Raw genomic sequence first — 21444 nt, forward strand, 5'->3', positions numbered from 1 at the left:
ATGAATAGAACATGTGATCGAAGTGTTGCGAACGATCGAAAAGCTATAGCAAGCCCCCGACATCGAGCCGGCATCGAAAGTCGACGAGGCCGACGAAGCGTGCGCCGTGCCACATCGGGCGGGTCGCAGCCAACCGCCGACTCCGACGACACGCCTCGAACACATGTTTGATTCCTGGAGCGGTCCGGGCTACATTCGGATTCATGAACGAGGACAGCAGCGGTGGCACGACTGGCGCCGACGGACCGGCCGGTCGCGATTCGGGCCTCACCCAGCGTCAGCGGTCAATTCTCGATGTCATCCGCGCCTCGGTGACCACTCGTGGATACCCGCCGAGCATCAGAGAGATCGGAGATGCGGTCGGACTGACATCTACCTCATCAGTTGCTCACCAATTACGCACACTCGAGCGCAAAGGCTATCTACGTCGCGACGCCAACCGACCCCGCGCTGTCGACGTGCGAAGCGCTCACGACGGTGGCGCATCCACCGTCACCACCGAAGTGTCGGGTTCTGACGCGTTGCCGGAACCGACCTACGTCCCGGTTCTCGGTCGGATCGCGGCCGGCGGGCCTATTTTGGCCGAGGAGGCTGTCGAAGACGTCTTCCCACTGCCGCGTGAACTGGTTGGTGAGGGGTCGGTGTTCCTACTCAAAGTGGTCGGCGAATCCATGGTTGACGCCGCGATCTGTGACGGCGACTGGGTCGCCGTCAGACAGCAGAGCGTCGCCGACAACGGCGATATCGTCGCGGCGATGATCGACGGTGAGGCCACCGTGAAGACTTTCAAGCGCACCCGTGGTCAGGTTTGGCTGATGCCGCACAACCCGGCTTTCGATCCCATCCCCGGCAACGACGCAGCCGTACTGGGCAAGGTCGTCACCGTCATCCGCAAGGTCTGACTCGGGCCGGGTCTGACGCAGCCCGGGCCTGCTTCGGGCCGGCTCTGCTGCAGGCCGGCTCTGACTACTCGCCTGGCACGAAACCGTTTGTGCGGGCCATTTCCTCACTGGCGAACCAGATCTCGGCAGGCGCGTCGTAATAGTCAGCGCTGTCAGGCGTCCAGTACAGACCTGACCGGGTGTCTGCCTTGATCGGATAGCCTTCGGGAATTTCACCCGGGTCCGCGAGCGGCAGATGCAGCGCGGTACTCGAGGGCATCGGTTCGTCGACGTCGATTCTCGCGTGACGGCCGCTGTCGATACCCGAATCCTGCTCGAACCCGAAATCCTGCTCAAATGCGACCGGCGGTTCGTGGTCGCTCATGACGACCGAATCTGCCTCGGCGGCAACCTCGGCGGCTGTGGGCACTCGCGTCGGCGCGGTGTCGACGGCGTCTGGGTCTTCCTGCACCGCCACGAATTCCCGGAACTCGTCCTCGGTTTCGGTCGACCCCTGCGTCTGCACCGGCGCGCCCCAGAAGCTCAGCGGTTCCGCCGGAAGGAATTCGCCAGAGGTAGCCGGCGCCGCCCGGTCCGCGGACGTCGACGAGCCGGGTCCCTCGCGGGAATAGCGGTCGCCGAACAATGCGTCCTCGCCACGGTCGTCCTCACCCGGTTGGTCACCAACCGGCGGCGCAGGTTCGAAGCCCCGATCGCCATCGATCAAAGCGCCGCCATTCTGGCCGAACGGGTCGTCATCGCCGCCACGGCGGCGATTGCGCATACCGGCGACCGCTATCAGGGCAGCCAACAGCAGCACCGGCACCAAGGCAATGAGCCACCACCATGTCCACTGAAAGCCGGCGCCCTTGTCGGTGTCCGGTACCGGCGGCAGTTCCTGTTCGGGCACCTCGAGGCCGGCCAACTGCGAAGCCAGGCCCGGCGGTTCGGTGCTGAACTTTTTGGTGGCCGAGTCCCAGGAGATGTTTCCACCGCTGAAACGCTGGGTGAGGACATCGCCGTTCTGGGTCTGGTCCGCCTTGGGTACTCCGATCTCGCCGGTAGCACCGCCGAGTTCGCCCCACGCGGCATTCATCGGGCCGCGAACGATCACCGCGCCGTGGTCGGGCGTCCAGAAGATCACCGGCTTGTCCGCGGCGGCGAAGGTGCTTATCCGACTCGCCGGCGCCACGCCTCCGTCCGCCTCGCTGGTGATCGGAAAGCCGAGGTCGCCCTCGGGCCCGCCCACGCTCTCGTACTTGGCCAGTACCTGCCCGGTCACCACGTTCGCGCCGGTGTCGGGACTATAGAAAATCTTGCCGTTGACGAAGTCCTGGCCGAGTCCGTCCGCCCCGATCTGGTAGGGGTCACCCTCAGCGGCACCCAATGGACCCAGCGGTCCCCCGGCCGCCCGCCGAGCGGCGTTGATCGCCGAAATCGGGTCATCCAAGACCTTGAGATCTGTCAGCTGTTCGGCCAGATCGGGCGGGTCGGTAGTGAACGTCTTGGCACGCGAGTCGTAGGACAACTCACCATCGGTGAACTTCTGCGAGACGACCGCGCCGTCGTACGTCGCGTCCTCGGCCGGTACTCCCAGCACCCCGGACGACCCACCCAACTCGTCCCAGGCCGCATTGATCGGCCCTCGGACCACCCTCGCGCCCGTCGCGGTGGTCCAGAAGATCACCGGGTTGTCCGGCGCGCTGAATGTGCTGTTGCGGCTGCCCGAGGCACGGCCAGGCCCCTCATCGATGGTGGGAAAGCCCAGGTCGCTGTCGGCTGGACCGCCCAGCGACTCGTACTTGTCCAGAATCGCGCCCTGCATCAGACGTGCCCCGGTCGCGGGGGTGAAAAATATCTTGCCGGACGCAAAGTTCTGAGCGAAGCCCTCACCAGCCGGGTAGACGTCGCCCGAGGTGGGACCCAATGGGCCAGAATCGCCACCGCTGGCCTCCCAGGCCGCGGTGATGGCATCGTCGGCGTCAGACTCAGGGGACGCCAGGCCTATCGGCGCCAGGAGGAGCGCCATGGCGATCCCTAACAGCCCGATAGTCGTGCGACCAACCACACGTGTGCGCAGCATCGGCTGCCGGATCATTAATCCTCCCCGCGGTCGGCGACAAGTTGCTTTCGACAAGTCCCCTCGAAACGAAGCTTCGAAAATTCCTGCGAAAGTACCGCGTCCGCCCACCTTGCGTCACTGAAAGCCATTTACCAAGGACCCTCGCCGATTGATGCGGAAAGATTATCTGGCGAACCTCGAGGATGCCGCTGGCCTACAGGCCCAGACTGCGGCCGATGATCTCCTTCATGATCTCTGATGTTCCTCCGTAGATGGTCTGCACCCGGGCATCGAGATAGGCGCGCGCCACCGAATATTCGCGCATGTACCCGTAGCCGCCGTGCAATTGCAGGCAGCGGTCGATCAAGTGGACCTGCTTTTCGGTCGAATACCACTTGGCCATGGCGGCCTGCTCGACGGTCAGCCGCTCGTCGAGGTGCAACCGGATGTACTCGTCGACCATCATGCGCACCACCGTGGCTTCGGTGGCCAGTTCGGCCAGTACGAAGCGGCTGTTCTGGAAGCTGCCGATCGGCTTGCCAAATGCCTTGCGGTCCTTGGCATACTCGACGGTCTGCTCCAGGACCCCCTCCATCGCCGCGGCTGCCATGATCGCGATGGAGATCCGTTCCTGCGGGAGGTTCTCCATCAGATAGACGAAGCCCTGTCCCTCTTCACCGAGCAAATTCTCGGCCGGCACCTTGACGTCGGTGAAGGACAATTCGGCGGTATCCTGCGCGTCCAAACCGACCTTGTCGAGATGGCGGCCGCGCTCGAACCCCTCCATGCCGCGTTCAACGACAAGCAATGAAAACCCCAGCGCCCCTTTGTCGGGATCGGTCTTGGCCACCACGATCACCAGGTCGGAGTGAATGCCGTTGGTGATGAACGTCTTGGAGCCGTTGAGGATGTAGTGGTCGCCGTCCTTGACCGCTCTGGTCTTGATGCCCTGCAGGTCGCTACCGGTGCCCGGTTCGGTCATGGCGATCGCGGTGATCAGTTCGCCGGTGCAGAATTTCGGCAGCCAGCGCTGCTTCTGCTCCTCGGTCGTCAGCCTGATCAGATACGGCGCGGCAACGTCGTTGTGCAGGCTGAAACCCAATCCGCTATACCGACCCGCGGTCACCTCTTCGGTGACGATGGTGTTGTACCGAAAGTCCGAAACGCCCCCGCCGCCGTACTCCTCGGGCACCGCCATGCCGAGGAAACCCTGCTTGCCCGCCTCCAGCCACACGCCGCGATCGACGATCTTGTCCTTCTCCCACTCATCGTGGAACGGCGCGACGTGCCGTTCCAGAAAAGCGCGGAAGGAATCCCGGAACAGTTCATGCTCGGGTTCGAACAGAGTGCGCTCGTAGGCAATGACCGACGGGGCTGCCGACTTGGTTGCTGTAGTGGACTTGGTCGCTGTCGTGGACTTGGTCGCGGTATTGGCAGAGCCCATGGGAATTCCCTCCGTGGTTGATACGGGGCTATCACCATCAATCTACCGGTCAACCCAATGGTTGGTCGGGGCGGGCTCGGCCCCGCACCCTTGTTGCCTTCGGGTGCCTTCTCGCCTCTCAGGACGGCGTGCGGGCGCGTCCCCGCGCGCCGGCGCCGCGGGAGCCGCGCCGCCTGTTGCCCCCCGCGCCGCGGTTACTGCCGCCGCCGCGCCGGTGGTCGGAACCGCGGTCCCGCTTCGGTCCGGCGGTTTTCGCCGCCGCGGCATTGGCTTTCGGTGCCGCGGCATTGGCTTTCGGTGCCGGGGCAATGACTTTCGGTGCCGCACGCAGGGGCGCTATCTCGCCGACCAGTGCGTGCACGGGAGCCGAATCCGCGGTGACCTCCTGGGGGCGCGCGGTGATTCCTGCGCGACGTAGCAGTTGCTGGGTGTCCCTGCGCTGCTCGGGCAGCACGACGGTGACCACGTCGCCGTCACTGCCGGCCCTCGCGGTCCGCCCCGAACGGTGCAGGTAGGCCTTGTGCTCCATCGGCGGATCCACGTGGACCACCAGTTCGACCCCGTCGACGTGTACGCCGCGCGCGGCGATGTCGGTCGCCACCAGCACCCGCGCTGTGCCGTTGGTGAAGGCTGCCAGGTTGCGGTCACGGGCGGGTTGGGAAAGGTTGCCGTGCAGGTCAACCGATGGCACACCCGCTTCGGTGAGCTGCTTGGCGAGCTTGCGGGCCTGGTGCTTTGTCCGCATGAAGAGGATCCGGCGTCCGGTCCCCGAGGCCAGCCGGTGCACCAGCTCCCGTTTCTGCTGCACTCCCCCCACGTGGAACACGTGGTGGGTCATCGCTGCAGGCGCCTCGGTGACATCGTCGACCGAGTGCAGCACCGGCTCGTGCAGGAAACGCCGGACCAGCTTGTCGACGCCGTTGTCCAGAGTGGCCGAGAACAGCAGCCGCTGCCCTCCGGCAGGGGTTGCCGCCAGGATTCTGGTAACGCCGGGAAGGAAGCCCAAATCGGCCATGTGGTCGGCCTCGTCCAGCACCGTCGTGGTGACGTGGTCGAGGTGGACCAGCTTCTGCCGCATCAGGTCTTCGAGCCGACCGGGGCAGGCCACCACAATGTCGACCCCGGAGCGCAGCGCACTGACCTGTTTGCTCTGCGACACGCCGCCGAAGATCGTGGTGACGCGGAGCCCGCAGGCCGCGGCCAGTGGCTGCAGCACGGCGGTGATCTGGGTGGCAAGTTCGCGCGTGGGAGCCAAGACCAGACCCGATGGGCGGCCTGCCTGCCTACGTCCGCCGGCCAACGACGCAACCAACGGTATGGAGAACGCGAGTGTCTTTCCGCTGCCGGTCTTTCCCCGGCCGAGCACGTCGCGACCGGCGAGGGCGTCGTGCAGGGTGGCGGACTGGATCGGGAATGGTTCGGTGATGCCGCTCTCGGTCAGTACGCGCACCAGTGGTGCGGGCACGCCGAGGTCAGCGAAGGATTGTCTAGTCATGTCTTGTGTGCCTTTCCGGCCTGTTGGGGCAGCGTGTGCCCGGCAACCGCGACGGAATCCGTTCAGCGGGAGTGCGCACACAGTGGCGGTTTCGCCGTGGTGAGTGATGGTTCTGGATAAAGGTCGCTCATCGACGCTGTGACGATGGGCGGTGTGTACTCAACGAAGTTCTTTAGTTGACAACGTCTTGTACTCAACGGAGCCGTGCACGTGAACAACCCGATGAGTCATCCGCAGCCGACTTTGGCCCAATGCTAGCGCACCAGGGCATGAACGCCCTATCGGCGGCGGTCAAAATGTGGCGAACTCACTCAGACCAGCGGCCAACGAGATCGGCACGCGTGCCTTGAACCTGGTGCCAGATGCGGTGTGCTCCAAAGCATCGACCCGGCCGTCGGCGTGGATGCGATGCACGAGATCACCTCGGCTGTAAGGGATTGTGACATCGATCACGGTGTCGCGGGGCGGGATCAATTCCGACATGCGTGACTGCAGACGATCCAGTCCGTCACCGGTGCGAGCAGAGACGAACACCGCGTCGGGGAGCGCGCGGCGCAGCTTTGCCAGCGCCAAGTCGCCGGCTGCATCGATTTTGTTGACTACCAGCAATTCCGGGGCTGCCCGACCGTCATGTTCAGCCACCACTTCATTGGTGACCTCCCGCACGGCTTTGATCTGCGCGAGCGGGTTGGCATCGGAACCGTCGACGACGTGCAGAAGCAGATCGGCGTCGACGACCTCCTCGAGAGTGGAACGGAACGCCTCGACGAGCTGGGTCGGCAGATGCCGCACGAAGCCCACGGTGTCGGTTAGTACGAACTCCCGCCCGTCAGCGAATTCGCCACGGCGAGTTGTCGGTTCGAGGGTGGCGAACAATGCGTTCTCGATCAGTACACCGGCTCCGGTCAGTGCGTTGAGCAGACTGGACTTGCCGGCGTTCGTATAGCCCACGATCGCCACGGCAGGCAGGTCACTGCCCCTCCTGCGGCTGCGTTGTGTGTCACGGACCTGCTTCATCGCTCGAATTTCTCGGCGCAGCTTGGACATTCGCTCGCGGATGCGGCGGCGGTCGGTCTCGATCTTCGTCTCACCCGGGCCTCGCGTGCCCACCCCGCCGCCACTACCCCCCGCGCCGCCACCCTGCCGCGACATCGACTCCCCCCACCCGCGCAACCGCGGCAGCATGTACTCCATCTGGGCATAGGCCACCTGGGCTTTGCCCTCCCGGCTGGTGGCGTGTTGGGCGAAGATGTCGAGAATCAGCGCGGTGCGGTCGATGACCTTGACCTTGACCGCCTTTTCCAGTGCGTTCAGCTGCGCCGGACTCAGCTCGCCGTCGCAGATGACGGTGTCGGCGCCGGTGGCCAGCACCACCTCGCGCAGCTCCGCGGCCTTGCCCGAACCGATGTAGGTCGATGGGTCGGGCTTGTCGCGGCGTTGAGTGAGCCCTTCGAGCACCTCCGAGCCCGCCGTCTCAGCCAGCGCGGCCAGCTCGGCCATGCTGGCGTCGGCATCTGCGGCGCTGCCGTCGGTCCAGACACCGACCAGCACGACGCGCTCCAGCCGCAGCTGGCGGTATTCGACTTCGGAGACGTCGGCGAGTTCGGTAGAGAGACCGGCCACCCGGCGCAGCGCAGCCCGGTCTTCGAGGGCGAGTTCGCCCGCACTCGGGATGTTGGGTCCCTTACTCGAAATGCTGGGTTCGGACATTTGCCTGGAGTTCATGTGTCTGGACATCTTGCCCTGTGAGGTGCTTTCGCGCATCTGATTTAGCTCTCCGCATCACTGCGCCCGCCACCACGCGTCGGACAGTTCGCCGTGGGCGACCAGGACCGAGGGGCCCCGCAGGTAACTCGCGGCGTCGGTGATGGTCACCGCGACTGCACCACCGGGAATGCGCACCCGCAGGACGCCGGTGGAAGCCCCCTGGTGCAGCAGCCCGGCACACGCGGCGGCGACCGTTCCCGTTCCGCAAGAACGCGTTTCTCCCACTCCCCGTTCATGCACGCGCATGGTGACTGCACCGTCGACCGGGGCGGTCAACACCTCCACATTGACCCCCTCGGGAAACTGAGCTGTGTCGAATTTCACGGGCGCGGCGACATCCAGGGCGGCAAGCTCGGCCTCGGTCAACGAGGCATCGACGCAGGCGAGGTGCGGATTGCCGACGTCAACCGACAGGCCCTGGAACCGGCGACCACCGACCACCGCCGAACCGCTCCCGACCGCATTGGCCTTGCCCATTTCGACGGTGACGTCCGCCCGTAACCCGTCGACGGTGTGCAGCTCGACCGGTCGCGGACCCGCCGGCGAGCCCACGACGAATTGGCGCCGACGTTCCAGCCCCTCAGACCACAGGTAGTGGGCGAACACCCGGACACCGTTGCCGCACATCTGCGCCAACGACCCGTCGGCATTGCGGTAGTCCATGAACCAGTCGTCGGCGGTAACGCCCTCGGGAAGCTCGTCGAGTACCCCGCTGTCCCGCGCCGAACCGGCGACGGTCACGCGGAGCAATCCGTCCGCGCCGAGTCCGCGCCTGCGGTCGCAGAGCGCGGCGACCGCGGCCGGCGTCAGGTCGATCGCAGCGGGAATGTCGAGCAAGAGCACGAAGTCGTTCTCGGTCCCGTGCCCCTTGGCGAACTTCACCTGCTCAGGATACGTCTCGCCACAGCCGCAATGTTTGGTCCACGTTTCCCGAGGCGGCGCCGTCGAGCCAGGCGATGCGGTGGTCGCGGCGGAACCACGATCGCTGTCTGCGCACGTAGCGGCGGGTACCGATGAATGTCGGCTCGCGTGCGGCTGAGCCGTCGCCGCCGGCGTCCAGATCGGCGATCACTTGCGAATATCCCAGCGCACGCACCGCGGTGACCCCGTCCCGCAGACCACGGCCCACCAGCGATACGACTTCATCGATCAGTCCCTGGGCGAACATGTTGTCAGTGCGACGAGCGAGTCTTTCGTCGAGAAGTGCTGTTTCCCAATCTAATCCGATGATTGCGGCGTTCCAGCGTGGCACTCCGATTTGAGGGGCCGACGCCGCGAACGGCTGCCCGGTCAGCTCTACCACCTCCAGCGCGCGCACGATGCGACGGCCGTCGGTGGGAAGGATTGATCTCGCCGCAGCCGCGTCGGCGTCGGCGAGTTCCCGATGCAGATCGGCGACGCCAACCTCAGCGAGGCGCCGTTCCCACTTGGCGCGTACCGCCGGATCGGTGGCCGGAAACGACCATTGGTCCAGCAGTGACTGGACGTAGAGCATCGAGCCGCCGACCACCAGCGGCACAGCTCCGCGCGCCGATATCGCCTCGATATCGGCGGCCGCAGCCTGCTGGTAACGGGCGACGCTCGCCGTCTCGGTGACGTCGAGGACGTCGAGTTGGTGGTGGGCGACGCCACGGCGCTCGGCGACCGCCAGTTTCGCGGTGCCGATGTCCATGCCGCGGTAGAGCTGCATCGCGTCGGCGTTGACCACCTCGACGGCGATCTGTCCGCCGAGTTTCTCGGCGACGGCCAGCGCCAGCTCTGACTTGCCGGATCCGGTCGGGCCGACAATCACCAGCGGCCGCACGGGTGTCACGGACGCCAGACGCCGACGAAGTAGCCGACACCATAGGGCGCGCCCCGGTAGAGCTCGGTAGCCGACGGCGGCGCGGTTTCGGTCAACCCACCCAGCACCTGGTAGGCGACCCGGCCCACGCTGTCATCAGACATGCGGGTCACCGCCGCCCGGTCCCCGGCTGCGAGCGCATCGTCCAGGGCGGCCTGCACCGGTAGCGAATCCTGGTCGTAGCCGCCCGGCGCGGGTGGACTGAGCGTGTTGGCGCCGTCCGCCACGATCAGCACGCCGACGGCTTCGTCAGCGGCATCGATGTCCGCACGAAGCTGTCGACCGAACGCGAGGGCCGCGTCTGGGTCATGGTCGTCTCGGTAGGCACGAACTTCGGCGGCGGCCCCGGGTTGCGCGACACCGCGAAGCCACCCCGTGATCAGGGTGCACAGCGGCAACCGTGCGAGGGGGCGGGCGGCGGCGCGATTCTCCGCGAACCCACCGGACAGTCCGACCAGGACGTCGGCACCGTAGCCCGCGAAGGTACCTACCGAGTCGGGGCCGGCGACACTGTCGCTCTCCGCGACCCCGACGCCGATCCAACGCGGTGGCAGGGCAGCCACCGCTGACAGCGCGGCAGCCCGCAGGCCCGCGGTCTCGGTGGCAGCCCCGGCAGCGAGTTCGGGGACCATTACCGGCGCCGACGGCACGATTGCGATAGCGCTCAGCACGACACCAAACTAGCTCTCCACTCTCAGCGGCTCCCTCCTTTGACGGGGGTCCGACGAAAACCGGCACAGCTCAGGCAGCTGTGCGGGTGGCGGCCTGACCCCGCGCCAGCGCCGTGGTTGCCACGACCATCACCGTCACCGCTATGACGATGGTGAGCGAGCCGGCCGCGCCCGGCCGCAGTGTCTCACCAAGAGCCACGACGCCGAGCGTGCCCGCGATCATCGGCTCGGTAACGGTCATCGCCGGAAGAGAGGCGGTCAACGCACCTGCACCGAAAGATGCCTGCTGCATCACCGTGCCTCCGACCGCAACCAGGGCCCAGGCATAGAGCTCTGGGGTGTGTAGCAGCTCCATCAGACCGTCCAAGCTGGTCACGTCAAGACGATCAACCACAGCCTTGGTCAGCACCGCGAACAGCCCCCAGAGGGTGCCGGACACCACCGCGAGCAGCACTGCGCTGATCGGCCCAGACCACAACTTGGCCCCCGCCAGGCACAAAGCCATCAGGGGTCCAAGGACGGCGGCCACCCAGATCCACGTCTCCAGCGAGGCGCGCGGCTGACCGGCGGTCGGGTTGCCGATCGTCACGATCACGATCACCGCGCCGGCGAGCAACGCGGCCCACATCCATTCCCATCCCGTGACCCGCCGATGGGACTGGCGGGCGCTGATCGGCAACGCGAACAGCAGCGAGGTGACCAGCACCGCCTGGACCAGCAGCACAGAGCCCAAGCCCAGCGCCGCGGCCTGCAGCGCAAACCCGGCGGCGGCGACGGCGCTGCCCAGCCACCATCGGCGGTCACGCAACAGACTCAGGAACAGCGTGAGGTGGCCGACGGGCTCATCGGTGACCACATGGGCGGAGCGCTGGTGGATGACGGCGGAGCGCTGGTGCATGACGGCAGAGCGCTGGTGCATGACATTGCCGACCGCGATGCAGAACGCAGCCGCGAGGGCCAGCAGCGCGGCGATATCTGCTTTCGCCATCAACCACCTCCCGGGCTTTGAGCCCCGAGCCTAAGTAATCCCGCCACAAACTCCCGCCACAAGGCGTGGGCGCAGCGTCCGGCGACCTGTTTCAATGACAGCTACAACGTTCGTCAGCGTCCGGCAGCGTCCGAATAGCTTTCAGCGTTGAGTCAGCTACCAGGCGCCGCGTTGCGCGGCAGGTGCGCGGGTATCCGCGCGGAGGGCATGAGGAAACGGATATGGCGATCACCGAACCAGGCGGTTCCCAAGACTCCCAACAACCCGCCGCGACGCCGACCCCGGGTCCGGCACGGCCAGGGCCGGGCTCGGCACGGCCAGGACCGGGCTCGGCACGGCCAGGACCGGGCTCGATACGGCCAAGGCCGGGTTCCCCTGCCGCGGCGGCGACGGTCAGCGGCGTCCCGGCCACTGATCCCCGCCGCTTCGGACGTGTCGACCCCGACGGCACCGTCTGGCTGGTCACCTCGTCCGGTGAGCGCAAGATCGGATCGTGGCAGGCCGGCGACACCGAGGCCGCCTACCAGCATTTCGGTCGACGCTTCGACGACTTGCACATCGAGGTGATGCTCCTGGAGCAGCGTCTGGCCTCGGGAGCAGGCGATGCCCGCAAGATCCGCGCGGCCGCAGGTGCGCTCGCCGAGAACCTGCCCGCGGCGCACGTGCTCGGTGACGTCGACGCCCTGGCGGCTCGTCTCCAGACGATCGTCGAGCAGGCCGACAGCGCCTCTGCCGCCGAGAAGGCCAAGCGCGACGAGGCCCGCGCCGCGCAGACCAGGCGCAAGGAGGCCCTCGCTGCCGAAGCTGAGGAGCTGGCAACCAACTCCGCGCAGTGGAAGGCCGCCGGGGACCGGCTACGCGCCATCCTCGATGAGTGGAAGACGATCACCGGCCTGGACCGCAAGACCGACGATGCGTTGTGGAAGCGCTACTCGGCAGCTCGCGAGACGTTCAACAGGCGCCGAGGCTCACACTTCGCCGAGTTGGACCGGGAGCGCGTCGGCGCCAAGCAGGCCAAAGAAGCGCTGTGCGTGCGCGCCGAGGAACTGTGCGACTCCACCGACTGGGGTCCCACCGCGGCCAAGTTCCGCCATCTACTGACCGAATGGAAGGCAGCGGGTCGCGCCGCCAAGGACGTCGACGACACGCTGTGGCATCGATTCAAGTCCGCACAGGACAAGTTCTTCTCCGCCCGGAACGCGGCCACTGCTGAACGGGACGCGGAGTTTCGCGCCAATGCCGAGGCCAAGGCGGCACTTCTCGCCGAGGCCGAGAAGCTCGACAACGTCGACATAGACTCGGCGCGGGCGGCGTTGCGCGCCATCGGCGACAAGTGGGACGCGATTGGCAAGGTTCCTCGCGAACGCGGCGCAGACTTGGAGCGACGGCTGCGCGCGGTAGAGAAGAAGATCCGCGACACTCCGAAAGGCGGAGTGGATCCGGAGGCGAAGGCGCGGGCAGACCAGTTCCGGGACCGCGCCGAACAATTCGAACGCCAAGCCGAGAAGGCCGCGCGCGCCGGCCGCACCAAGGACGCTGAGCAGGCGCGGGCCAGCGCCGAACAGTGGCGTCAGTGGGCTGACACCGCCGTTGATGCGCTCAGAAGGAAGCGCTAGGCGGTCAGGATTTCGTCGGCCCCGTCTCCTCGTCGCCGCCGAAACTGTCAAGCACGCCTCGGTGCTGGCCTTGGGCGGCCGAGCGCCGACGCTCCTCTTCAGACGCCAACTGCAGCGCGGTACGGGTGAGCACGACCCGGGCCCAGTTGTAGGCGAGCATGATCACGGCCAGCCACCCGATGACCAGTCCGATGCCTGGGCCCGGGTACTGCTCGGGAGCGGTCTGTCGCGACCACACCGCCAGCATCCCGAGGAACGACCCCACGCTCGTGCCTGCCATGGCGATCCAGGCCAGTGCCCAGCGACGGGTCACCAACGCCAGCATCGAGAAACCGATGCCGAAGACGAGCGCGAACCCGGTGAACAACCGCGACGGCAAAGTGACTCCGTTGCTGACCGCAGCATCGGAACCAACCAGCACATCAAGTCCCCTGGCGCCGCCGGTGTGTGGCAGCACGAGGGTCACCAACAGGACGAACACCAAGATCGCGATGGTCAACGCCCTCGTGCCGGGCTCTATCTCGCGTGCTACCCGCCGCTCGGCGTCTTCGAGTTCACCCTTGAAGTCGTCGAAATCTTGCCCACCCTGGGATTCTGAGCTCATCGCGCACACCCACTGGTCGTGAGCTCGTCGGACGGAATGGGGCTGGGCACACCGAATGCAGGCATCCCCAACCCGACACCGGTGCGGGGCTTCTCCCCAGCGGCGTGGGCGTCGCCCGCGCGCGTGCGGCGGTGTTCGATCACGCCGCCGTCGGCGAGGAGGTGGTGAGGCGCGGCGCCGGTGACGACGGTGACGACGATGTCGCCGGGCCGGACCGGATCAACGCCCCCGCGGGCGATGTCCCCGGGAGCGAAGTGCACCAACCTGCCGTCTCGCGCCCGCCCAGACATCCGGGCGGTGCTGGCGTCTTTGCGCCCCTCGCCGGTAGCGACCAGCAATTCGACGGGGCGACCGATCTGAGCGGTGTTTTCTTCGAGCGAGATTCGCTCCTGGAGTTCTATCAACCGCTGATAGCGCTCGGAAACGACGTCTTTGGGCACCTGACCACCTAGTTCTGCGGCCGGAGTACCAGGCCGCTTCGAGTACTGGAAGGTGAACGCGCTGCAGAATCGGGCGGCGGCAACAACGTCCAGGGTGGCCTGAAAGTCCTCCTCGGTCTCGCCGGGAAACCCGACGATCAAGTCGGTCGTGATCGCGGCGTCCGGGATCGCAGCACGCACTCGTTCGATGATGCCGAGATAGCGCTCGGCCCGGTAGGACCGCCGCATCGCACGCAGGATGCGGTCCGAACCCGACTGCAACGGCATGTGCAACGTCGGGCACACGTTGGGGGTCTGGGCCATCGCCTCGATCACGTCATCGCTGAACTCGGCGGGGTGCGGCGAAGTGAATCGCACCCGTTCCAGCCCTTCGATGCGCCCGCAGGCCCGAAGCAACTTGGCGAATGCACTCCGATCGCGGGATTGCCCGGGATCGGCGAAGGACACCCCGTAGGCGTTGACGTTCTGACCCAGCAGCGTGATCTCCAGAACCCCCTGGTCCACCAGGGACTGAACCTCGGCCAGGACGTCGCCGGGCCGGCGATCCACTTCCTTGCCCCGTAGCGCGGGGACGATGCAGAACGTACAAGTGTTGTTGCAACCCACAGAGATGGAAACCCATGCCGCATAGGAAGACTCGCGAGAAGCCGGGAGTGCTGACGGAAACTCCTGCAATGCCTCCGCGATTTCCACCTGCGCTGCCCGGTTGTGGCGGGCTCGGTCCAGAAGCACCGGCAGCGAGCCGATGTTGTGGGTGCCGAACACGACATCAACCCACGGCGCCTTGCGCAGCACCGTGTCCCGGTCCTTTTGCGCCAGGCATCCACCGACGGCGATCTGCATCTGCGGATCGGCCTGTTTGCGGGGCGCGAGGTGACTGAGGTTGCCGTACAGCTTGTTGTCGGCGTTCTCCCGCACCGCACAGGTGTTGAACACGACCACGTCGGCGTCGCGGCCCTCATCGGCCCGCCGGTAGCCCGCCGCCTCGAGCAGCCCGGCCAGCCGCTCCGAGTCGTGCACGTTCATCTGGCAGCCGTAGGTCCGGACCTGGTACGTGCGGTGGGCGCGATCGGCGCAAGGAACAGGTATCGCCCCTGTCGTCTGCTGCGTCACCATGGAAGTCACGGCCACCATCCTACGGAGGGATCCGGCTGCACCTAAATATGCGGCGCACGCGGGCCCGCGAGGGTGATCTGCGCAGATTCTCGAGTACCGGGCGCATTCTGCGTTCCCTGGGTATGGTCAGCACCCATGGAGAGCGCTCCGGCGGTGCCGATGATCTCGGTGAAGTCAGTCGACAAGCATTTCGGCGACCTCCATGTCCTCAAGGACATCAACCTCGACGTCGGCAAGGGGCAAGTTGTCGTCGTTCTGGGACCGTCGGGCTCGGGCAAGTCGACCTTGTGCCGGACCATCAACCGCCTGGAGACCATCGATTCGGGCTCCATCGCGATTGACGGAGAAGTGCTGCCCGAGGAAGGGCGCAAGTTGGCGCAACTGCGTTCCGATGTCGGCATGGTGTTCCAGTCCTTCAACCTGTTCGCGCATAAGACAATTGTCGAGAACGTGATGCTGGCGCCGATGAAGGTCCGCAAGGTGCCCAAGTCAGCGGCACGCGAGAAGGCGATGAGCCTGCTGGAGCGGGTGGGCGTGGCCAACCAGGCGGACAAATACCCGGCCCAGTTGTCGGGCGGTCAGCAGCAGCGGGTGGCCATCGCGCGATCGCTGGCGATGAACCCGAAGGTGATGCTGTTCGACGAACCGACCAGCGCGCTGGACCCCGAGATGATCAACGAGGTGCTCTCGGTGATGGCGACGCTAGCTGCCGAGGGCATGACGATGGTCGTCGTCACCCACGAGATGGGGTTCGCGCGGCGGGCCGCCAACCGCGTGGTGTTCATGTCAGACGGCGCCATCCTCGAGGACGCCGAACCCGTGCAGTTCTTCGACAATCCTCAGACCGACCGCGCCAAGGATTTTCTGGGCAAGATTCTCGATCACTGACCCACTCCATCGATCACCAGTCAGACCGGCGAAAGGAAACGCCCCCGAATGTCGACCAAGATGTCCCCGAAAATGTCCCCGAAGTCCTTCTCCAAGCGCGTCATCGGCGCTGTCGCGCTTGCTGTCGCACTGCCCCTGGCGGCCACCGCGTGCGGCGGGGGCGGCGGTGGAGGTGATGGCGACACGATCGTCATCGGCACCAAGTTCGATCAGCCCGGCCTCGCGATGCAGAACCCCGACGGAACCATGAGCGGCTTCGACGTCGACGTAGCAACATTCGTCGCCGGCGAACTCGGCTACGAACCCGACAAGATCGAGTGGAAGGAATCGCCGTCGGCGCAGCGTGAGAACCTGATTCAGAACGGTCAGGTCAAGTTCATCGCCGCGACGTACTCGATCACCGACTCGCGCGAGGAGAAGGTCGACTTCGCCGGACCGTACCTGATCACCGGGCAAAGTCTGCTGGTGCGGTCGGACAGCAACGACATCACCGGAGCGGCCTCGCTGGAGAACAACAAGATTCTGTGCTCGGTGTCGGGTTCGACGCCGGCCCAGAAGATCAAAGACGAGTACCCAGGCGTCCAGCTGCAGCAGTACGACACCTATTCGGCATGCGTGGAGGCGCTCAAGAACGGTGCGGTCGACGCCGTCACGACAGACGAGGTCATCCTCGCCGGATATGCCGCGCAAAGCCCGGGGGCATTCAAGATCGTCGGCGAGCCGTTCTCCGAGGAGCGCTACGGCATCGGCCTCAAGAAGGGCGACAGCGAGCTACGCGGAAAGATCAACGACGCGCTCAAGAAGATGGAAGAAAGCGGAGCGTGGAAAGAGGCATTCGACAAGAACCTGGGTCCCGCGGGCATCACCGCACCACAACCGCCGCCGATCGACAAGTAAGCGGTTAGGACCAGCCGCCAGTGGAGGTTTTCACCGAGTACCGCGAGCAGATCTTCGCCGCCTTCTGGACGACGATCCAGCTCACGGTGTTTTCGGCGATCGGCGCACTTGTCCTGGGCACGCTGCTGGCCGCGATGCGGCTGGCGCCGGTGCCGATGCTCAACTGGATCGGGACCAGCTACGTCAACATCGTGCGCAACACTCCGCTGACGCTGATCATCCTGTTCTGCTCGTTCGGACTGGCGCAGACCCTGGGCATCACGCTGGCCAGCCGGCAGTCGCCGACGTTCATCGCGGACAGCACCTTCCGGCTGGCCATGCTCGGGTTGACGGTGTACACCGCGGCATTCGTGTGTGAGACCGTCCGCTCAGGGGTGAACACGGTGCCACTGGGGCAGGTGGAAGCCGCCCGGTCGCTCGGCCTGACGTTCGGACAGAACCTGCGGATAGTGCTTCTGCCGCAGGCGTTTCGCGCCGTCTTCATTCCACTGGGTTCGGTGTTGATAGCGCTGACCAAGAACACCACGATCGCCTCGGCGATCGGGGTTGCCGAGGCGGCATTGCTGATGAAGGAGATGATCGAGAACACCGCCGCGGTGTTGGTCGTCGGCAGCATATTCGCGCTCGGATTCCTCATCCTGACGTTGCCGTTGGGGCTGTTCTTCGGCTGGCTGGGCAAGCGTATGGCGGTGGCACGCTGATGAGTGGGGCCTCCGTACTGTTCGACGCACCGGGTCCGCGGGCGCGGATTCGCAATCACGTCATCAGCGCGATCACCGTCGTGGTCGTCGTGCTGGTGGCCTGGGTGATCTACACCCAGCTTGAGGCCAAGGGCCAGCTGACCGCGGCGAAGTGGGAGCCTTTCCTCACCTCGAATCTGTGGACCACTTACGTCCTGCCGGGCGTCGAGGGCACTCTGACGGCCGCGGCGGTATCGATCGTGTTGGCGCTGGTACTGGGCTTGCTGCTGGGTGTCGGCCGACTCTCGACACACAGAGGAATCCGCTGGGCGTCATCGGTGATCGTCGAGTTCTTCCGCGCGGTGCCGGTGCTGATCATGATGATCTTCGCCTATTTTCTGTATGCGTTCTATGACGTCTTCCCGTCCAAGTACCTGGCATTGGCCGGCGTCATCACCGGACTGACGCTCTATAACGGCGCCGTCATCGCCGAGATCGTCCGAGCCGGGGTGCATGCGTTGCCCCGGGGGCAGAGCGAGGCGGCATCGGCGCTAGGGCTGACCTCAGCACAGACGATGCGTTCGATCCTGCTCCCCCAGGCGATCACATCCATGCTCCCGGTGCTGATCTCCCAGCTAGTGGTGGCGCTGAAAGACACGGCGATCGGGTACCAGATCACCTTCGTCGAAATGGTGCGCCAAGGCACCGCGGTCGGCGCGTCCTACGGCAATTACATCCCGGCATTGATCGTGATCGCGCTGCTGATGATCAGCGTCAACTTTGCGCTCTCGTCGTTCGCGACCTGGCTCGAAAGACGCATGAGAAAGTCGCGGCGCGGGGCTGCCCCACTGGAGCCCGAGGGGGTCGAACAGGAGGGGGCGCCGGGCGCGAAAGCCGTATGAGCCTCGCGACGTGCTCCTGGTTAACTTGATATGACCCACCGCCTGAACGCACTCACCATCCTGCCCGAATCGGCGCTGCGCGACATGGTCGACCTCATGGTGCGTCTCATCGAGGCCTGCGGTGCCATTGTCATCATGATCGGGGCGATCGTCGCGATCGTGAAGTTCGCCGTGGCTCTGGCCCACCGCAACATCAACCAGTTCTCCGCTGTTCGGCTGTCACTGGCTCGATTCCTGGTGCTGGGGTTGGAGTTTCAGCTTGCCGCCGACGTGCTGCGGACGGCGATCTCACCGTCCTTCGAGGAGATCGGCAAACTGGCGGCGATCGCGGCCATCCGCACAGCGCTGAACTACTTCCTCAACCGTGAGATCGCCCAGGAGCAGCGCGAGATCGAGTTGGCCCGGTCATCTTCGCCGCCCCCGCGCCCAACCTCTGGACCTCCTCCCACTCGATGAACCTCGCTCGATGAATTTTGTCGCCACCGCGTCGTGGTACGTGGCTCTCGCCGGACTCGTGCTCGGCATCGCTTCTCTGGCTGTGTTCCGCCAGCCGTTGCTCGCGCTGCGCGTGACGATGGATCTGCTGGTCACCGCGGGTTTGCTCCGGTTGAGCGTCGACCTCTCATGGGCGGCGATCGCCGGCACCGTAGCGATGATCGCGGTGCGTCGCTTGGTCAGGCGGACCCTGGCCTCGGATTTCAACGCCGCACTGCACAGAGCACACGCTTAGACGCCCTACACCTTCCGGCGTTCCCTTTCGTTCGCCAACTCCCCTGTCACGACGTCGAGAGCCATGGTCTGGCCGTAACCACGACGAGCCAGCATCCCGACGAGCCGGCGCACCACCTTATTCTCCGCGCCCCGGTCAGCAGGGTCGCCGAGTTTCTCGCGGCGCAGCTTGTCTCGGACCAGTTGCTCGGCCCGGGTCCGCTCAGTGCTTGCGTCGATGCCGGCCAGCGCGGCGGCGATCACCTCGTTGTCGACACCCTTGGTGCGCAGTTCAGCAGCCAGCGCCCGTTTTCCTTTCCCGGCGTTGATCTGCCGAGACCGCACCCACTGTTCGGCGAAATCCTCGTCGTCGACCAGACCGACCTGCGCCAATCGGTCGAGCACGTCGGTGCTGATGTCATCGGGGTAGCCGCGCTTGGCAAGCCGCCCCTGCAACTCCGCGCGGGTCCGCGCTCGCACGGTGAGCAGGCGCAGGCACAGTGCGCGCGCCTGCTCCGCGCGTTTGGCCGGCGCCTCGGCTGGCTCCGAGGGGTTAGAAGTCGACGGGAGTGGGGAGGACATCATCGGCCAACTCGTCGGTCACCACGGCGCCGATACCGAGTTTCTCCTTGATCTTCTTCTCGACCTCGGCTGCGATCTCTGGGTTCTCGATCATGAATTTACGGGCGTTCTCCTTGCCCTGGCCCAACTGCTCACCTTCGTAGGTGAACCAGGAACCGGACTTGCGAATGAAACCCTGATCGACGCCCATATCGATGAGCGAACCCTCCTTGGAGATGCCCTTGCCGTAGAGGATGTCGAATTCGGCCTGCTTGAACGGCGGGCTGACCTTGTTCTTGACCACCTTGGCCCGGGTACGGTTACCCACCGCGTCGGTGCCGTCCTTGAGCGTCTCGATACGCCGAACATCCAGACGCACGGAGGCGTAGAACTTCAAAGCCTTTCCACCCGTTGTGGTTTCGGGCGAGTTGTGCACCATGACACCATCGGCAAAGTAGTTGTGATTTTCCTCTACCTCGATATCGTAGCGGCTCATGATGGGGTAGCTGGTTTTCGACTCGATCTCAGCCACGCGAGCGGGCATCAGTTTCATCGTGGACTCAACGAACTGAGGCTCTACCCTGAGCTGACCTTGGAAGCGCGGCAGGAGTTTGTATTCCATCGAGGGGTGCACATACGGCGCGATCAGTTCCTGAAATTTCGCTGTGGCCGACGTGGAGAAGACGAGTACTGCCTTTCTAGACGCACCTGCATGCCTTAGACGAACGTCCAGTCCACGGGTATCACAAAGATAGTCACGCAGGCGTTCCCGTGAGCCCTCACTCATGGCTTCGACGCAGATCTCAATCCGTCCGCTTCCGCCCCGAGTCCGCTGCTGCACGCCCTTGGACCGCAAGGTGAATGACCCATCGTCCATATACCAAATCGCTAAAGACAGTGGGGTTAGCGCCTTTAGGTATTCCTCCGAAAGGAACTTCTTCCCATCGCCGAGGTAGACCGCACTGCGTAATTCATGTAATTCTGCGAGGGGGGTGAAATCAGCAAAGACTGCGCCTTTACCGTTACCAGTGCAGCTATGCGGGACATTCTTGAGTAGAGAGACTTTCCAGTCGAGATAGGCCGATTGCTTCTGCCCATGGCCCATACGGAACCGCGCCGACTCCGACTCACGACGCACCGGGGCAGCGAGGCACCCATCACCCATCACAGACCCGAGTACGACTTCCCACTGTTGGTCACTGAGCAGACTCGGCTGCGCCAACATCACACGGTCACCGACCGAGATGTCTTCAGCCTCGCGCCACCCGCCAGGTGTTCGGATCAGGTGATTACGGGTCATCGCCAAACTCGCGTGGCCACGTCCCGTCCCGCCCCCGGCTCGATCGACCTTAAAGTGCAGGAACTCCTCAGTCTTTCCGTTGTTGAACCAATTGGTTACCCTGCGCGGCACGATGCGGCCGGAATCGAAGTCGTAAGAGAGAACCTCGACATCCATCTTCTCATTCACGATCTTGCCAAGCTTCTCGGTCGTTCCGTCGGCAAGGGTGACGTTGGTATACCAGGATCCGCATCCGAACATCACACCGATTTTTTCGCGGAGCTGGTTGATGAAGATCGCGGTGGTTCCCGAGTTGCTCAGCGCACCAGTGATCTTGCGGAGCGCCTGGCTCATCAGCCGGGCCTGCAGGCCGACGTGGCTGTCGCCCATCTCGCCCTCGATCTCTGCCCGCGGAACCAGTGCAGCCACCGAGTCGACGACCAGGATGTCCAGCGCGCCGGACCGGATCAGCATGTCGGCGATCTCCAGCGCCTGCTCCCCGGTGTCCGGCTGGCTGAGCAGCAACTCGTCGACGTCGACGCCGAGCTTCTGCGCATACACCGGGTCGAGTGCGTGCTCGGCGTCGATGAAGGCCGCGGTAC

At 65.2% G+C, this 21444-nt stretch carries 20 protein-coding genes; 8 read left to right on the forward strand and 12 right to left on the reverse strand.

The genetic code is table 11. The features are described from left to right. Window positions 1-203: 203 nt before the first annotated feature. Complete coding sequence (gene lexA / locus ACPGXI_RS12760) at window positions 204-902, forward strand: transcriptional repressor LexA (protein ID WP_526653397.1); 699 nt, start codon at window positions 204-206, stop codon at window positions 900-902. 64 nt (window positions 903-966) lie between these two features. On the opposite strand, the gene ACPGXI_RS12765 is transcribed toward lexA, so the two are convergent. The 8 genes from ACPGXI_RS12765 to ACPGXI_RS12800 form a co-directional block, all read right to left on the reverse strand. Beyond that, window positions 967-2979 carry an LGFP repeat-containing protein gene (locus ACPGXI_RS12765; RefSeq protein WP_526653399.1) on the reverse strand — a complete coding sequence of 671 codons (2013 nt, stop codon included), beginning with the start codon at window positions 2977-2979 and terminating at the stop codon, window positions 967-969. A 178-nt stretch (window positions 2980-3157) separates the two neighbouring features. Beyond that, entirely contained in the window at window positions 3158-4387 is a 1230-nt protein-coding gene (locus ACPGXI_RS12770; protein WP_526653401.1) for an acyl-CoA dehydrogenase family protein, read from the reverse strand. 118 nt (window positions 4388-4505) lie between these two features. Next, entirely contained in the window at window positions 4506-5882 is a 1377-nt protein-coding gene (locus ACPGXI_RS12775) for a DEAD/DEAH box helicase (protein WP_526653403.1), read from the reverse strand. A gap of 291 nt (window positions 5883-6173) precedes the next feature. Further along, on the reverse strand, window positions 6174-7607 hold the full coding sequence (hflX, locus tag ACPGXI_RS12780) for a GTPase HflX (protein ID WP_526653405.1): 1434 nt from the start codon (window positions 7605-7607) through the stop codon (window positions 6174-6176). A gap of 57 nt (window positions 7608-7664) precedes the next feature. Beyond that, entirely contained in the window at window positions 7665-8531 is an 867-nt protein-coding gene (gene dapF, locus ACPGXI_RS12785) for a diaminopimelate epimerase (RefSeq protein WP_526653407.1), read from the reverse strand. A gap of 4 nt (window positions 8532-8535) precedes the next feature. Continuing rightward, window positions 8536-9453: a tRNA (adenosine(37)-N6)-dimethylallyltransferase MiaA gene (gene miaA, locus ACPGXI_RS12790; protein ID WP_526653432.1), complete on the reverse strand. Its 918-nt coding sequence runs from the start codon at window positions 9451-9453 to the stop codon at window positions 8536-8538. Window positions 9454-9458: 5 nt separating this feature from the next. After that, window positions 9459-10163: a class III extradiol ring-cleavage dioxygenase family protein gene (locus ACPGXI_RS12795; protein WP_526653409.1), complete on the reverse strand. Its 705-nt coding sequence runs from the start codon at window positions 10161-10163 to the stop codon at window positions 9459-9461. 70 nt (window positions 10164-10233) lie between these two features. Continuing rightward, the gene (locus tag ACPGXI_RS12800; protein WP_526653411.1) at window positions 10234-11151 is read right to left on the reverse strand and encodes a DMT family transporter; all 918 of its coding nucleotides are present in this window, start codon (window positions 11149-11151) and stop codon (window positions 10234-10236) included. Window positions 11152-11372: 221 nt separating this feature from the next. On the opposite strand from ACPGXI_RS12800, the gene ACPGXI_RS12805 reads away from it, so the two are divergent. Next, window positions 11373-12767: a DUF349 domain-containing protein gene (locus tag ACPGXI_RS12805; protein WP_526653413.1), complete on the forward strand. Its 1395-nt coding sequence runs from the start codon at window positions 11373-11375 to the stop codon at window positions 12765-12767. 4 nt (window positions 12768-12771) lie between these two features. On the opposite strand, the gene ACPGXI_RS12810 is transcribed toward ACPGXI_RS12805, so the two are convergent. Together ACPGXI_RS12810 and miaB are read right to left on the reverse strand one after the other, a co-directional pair. Continuing rightward, window positions 12772-13371 carry an Rv2732c family membrane protein gene (locus tag ACPGXI_RS12810; RefSeq protein WP_526653415.1) on the reverse strand — a complete coding sequence of 200 codons (600 nt, stop codon included), beginning with the start codon at window positions 13369-13371 and terminating at the stop codon, window positions 12772-12774. Continuing rightward, the gene (gene miaB, locus ACPGXI_RS12815) at window positions 13368-14945 is read right to left on the reverse strand and encodes a tRNA (N6-isopentenyl adenosine(37)-C2)-methylthiotransferase MiaB (protein ID WP_526653417.1); all 1578 of its coding nucleotides are present in this window, start codon (window positions 14943-14945) and stop codon (window positions 13368-13370) included. Before miaB ends, ACPGXI_RS12810 begins: the two co-directional genes overlap by 4 nt. 141 nt (window positions 14946-15086) lie before the next feature. Here miaB and ACPGXI_RS12820 point away from each other — a divergent pair, with 141 nt between their 5' ends. The 6 genes from ACPGXI_RS12820 (at window position 15087) to ACPGXI_RS12845 (ending at window position 19024) form a co-directional block, all read left to right on the forward strand. Next, entirely contained in the window at window positions 15087-15815 is a 729-nt protein-coding gene (locus tag ACPGXI_RS12820) for an amino acid ABC transporter ATP-binding protein (RefSeq protein ID WP_526653434.1), read from the forward strand. A 72-nt stretch (window positions 15816-15887) separates the two neighbouring features. Further along, entirely contained in the window at window positions 15888-16712 is an 825-nt protein-coding gene (locus ACPGXI_RS12825) for a glutamate ABC transporter substrate-binding protein (protein ID WP_526653436.1), read from the forward strand. A gap of 20 nt (window positions 16713-16732) precedes the next feature. Further along, window positions 16733-17413, forward strand: coding sequence for an amino acid ABC transporter permease (locus ACPGXI_RS12830; protein WP_526653419.1), 681 nt, complete (start codon window positions 16733-16735; stop codon window positions 17411-17413). After that, on the forward strand, window positions 17413-18294 hold the full coding sequence (locus ACPGXI_RS12835; RefSeq protein WP_526653421.1) for an amino acid ABC transporter permease: 882 nt from the start codon (window positions 17413-17415) through the stop codon (window positions 18292-18294). Before ACPGXI_RS12830 ends, ACPGXI_RS12835 begins: the two co-directional genes overlap by 1 nt. A 30-nt stretch (window positions 18295-18324) precedes the next feature. After that, window positions 18325-18750: a DUF1622 domain-containing protein gene (locus tag ACPGXI_RS12840; RefSeq protein ID WP_526653423.1), complete on the forward strand. Its 426-nt coding sequence runs from the start codon at window positions 18325-18327 to the stop codon at window positions 18748-18750. Between the two features lie 10 nt (window positions 18751-18760). Next, window positions 18761-19024, forward strand: a complete 264-nt coding sequence (locus tag ACPGXI_RS12845) for a hypothetical protein (protein ID WP_526653424.1) — start codon at window positions 18761-18763, stop codon at window positions 19022-19024. Window positions 19025-19029: 5 nt separating this feature from the next. On the opposite strand, the gene recX is transcribed toward ACPGXI_RS12845, so the two are convergent. After that, window positions 19030-19587, reverse strand: coding sequence for a recombination regulator RecX (gene recX / locus ACPGXI_RS12850; protein WP_526653426.1), 558 nt, complete (start codon window positions 19585-19587; stop codon window positions 19030-19032). Next, on the reverse strand, window positions 19556-21444 hold a 1889-nt coding region (locus tag ACPGXI_RS12855), incomplete at its 5' end, for an intein-containing protein (protein WP_526653428.1). The genes ACPGXI_RS12855 and recX, both read right to left, overlap by 32 nt.

The sequence above is a fragment of the Mycobacterium sp. genome (assembly GCF_049608025.1).
In the GTDB taxonomy this organism is placed as follows: Bacteria; Actinomycetota; Actinomycetes; order Mycobacteriales; family Mycobacteriaceae; genus Mycobacterium.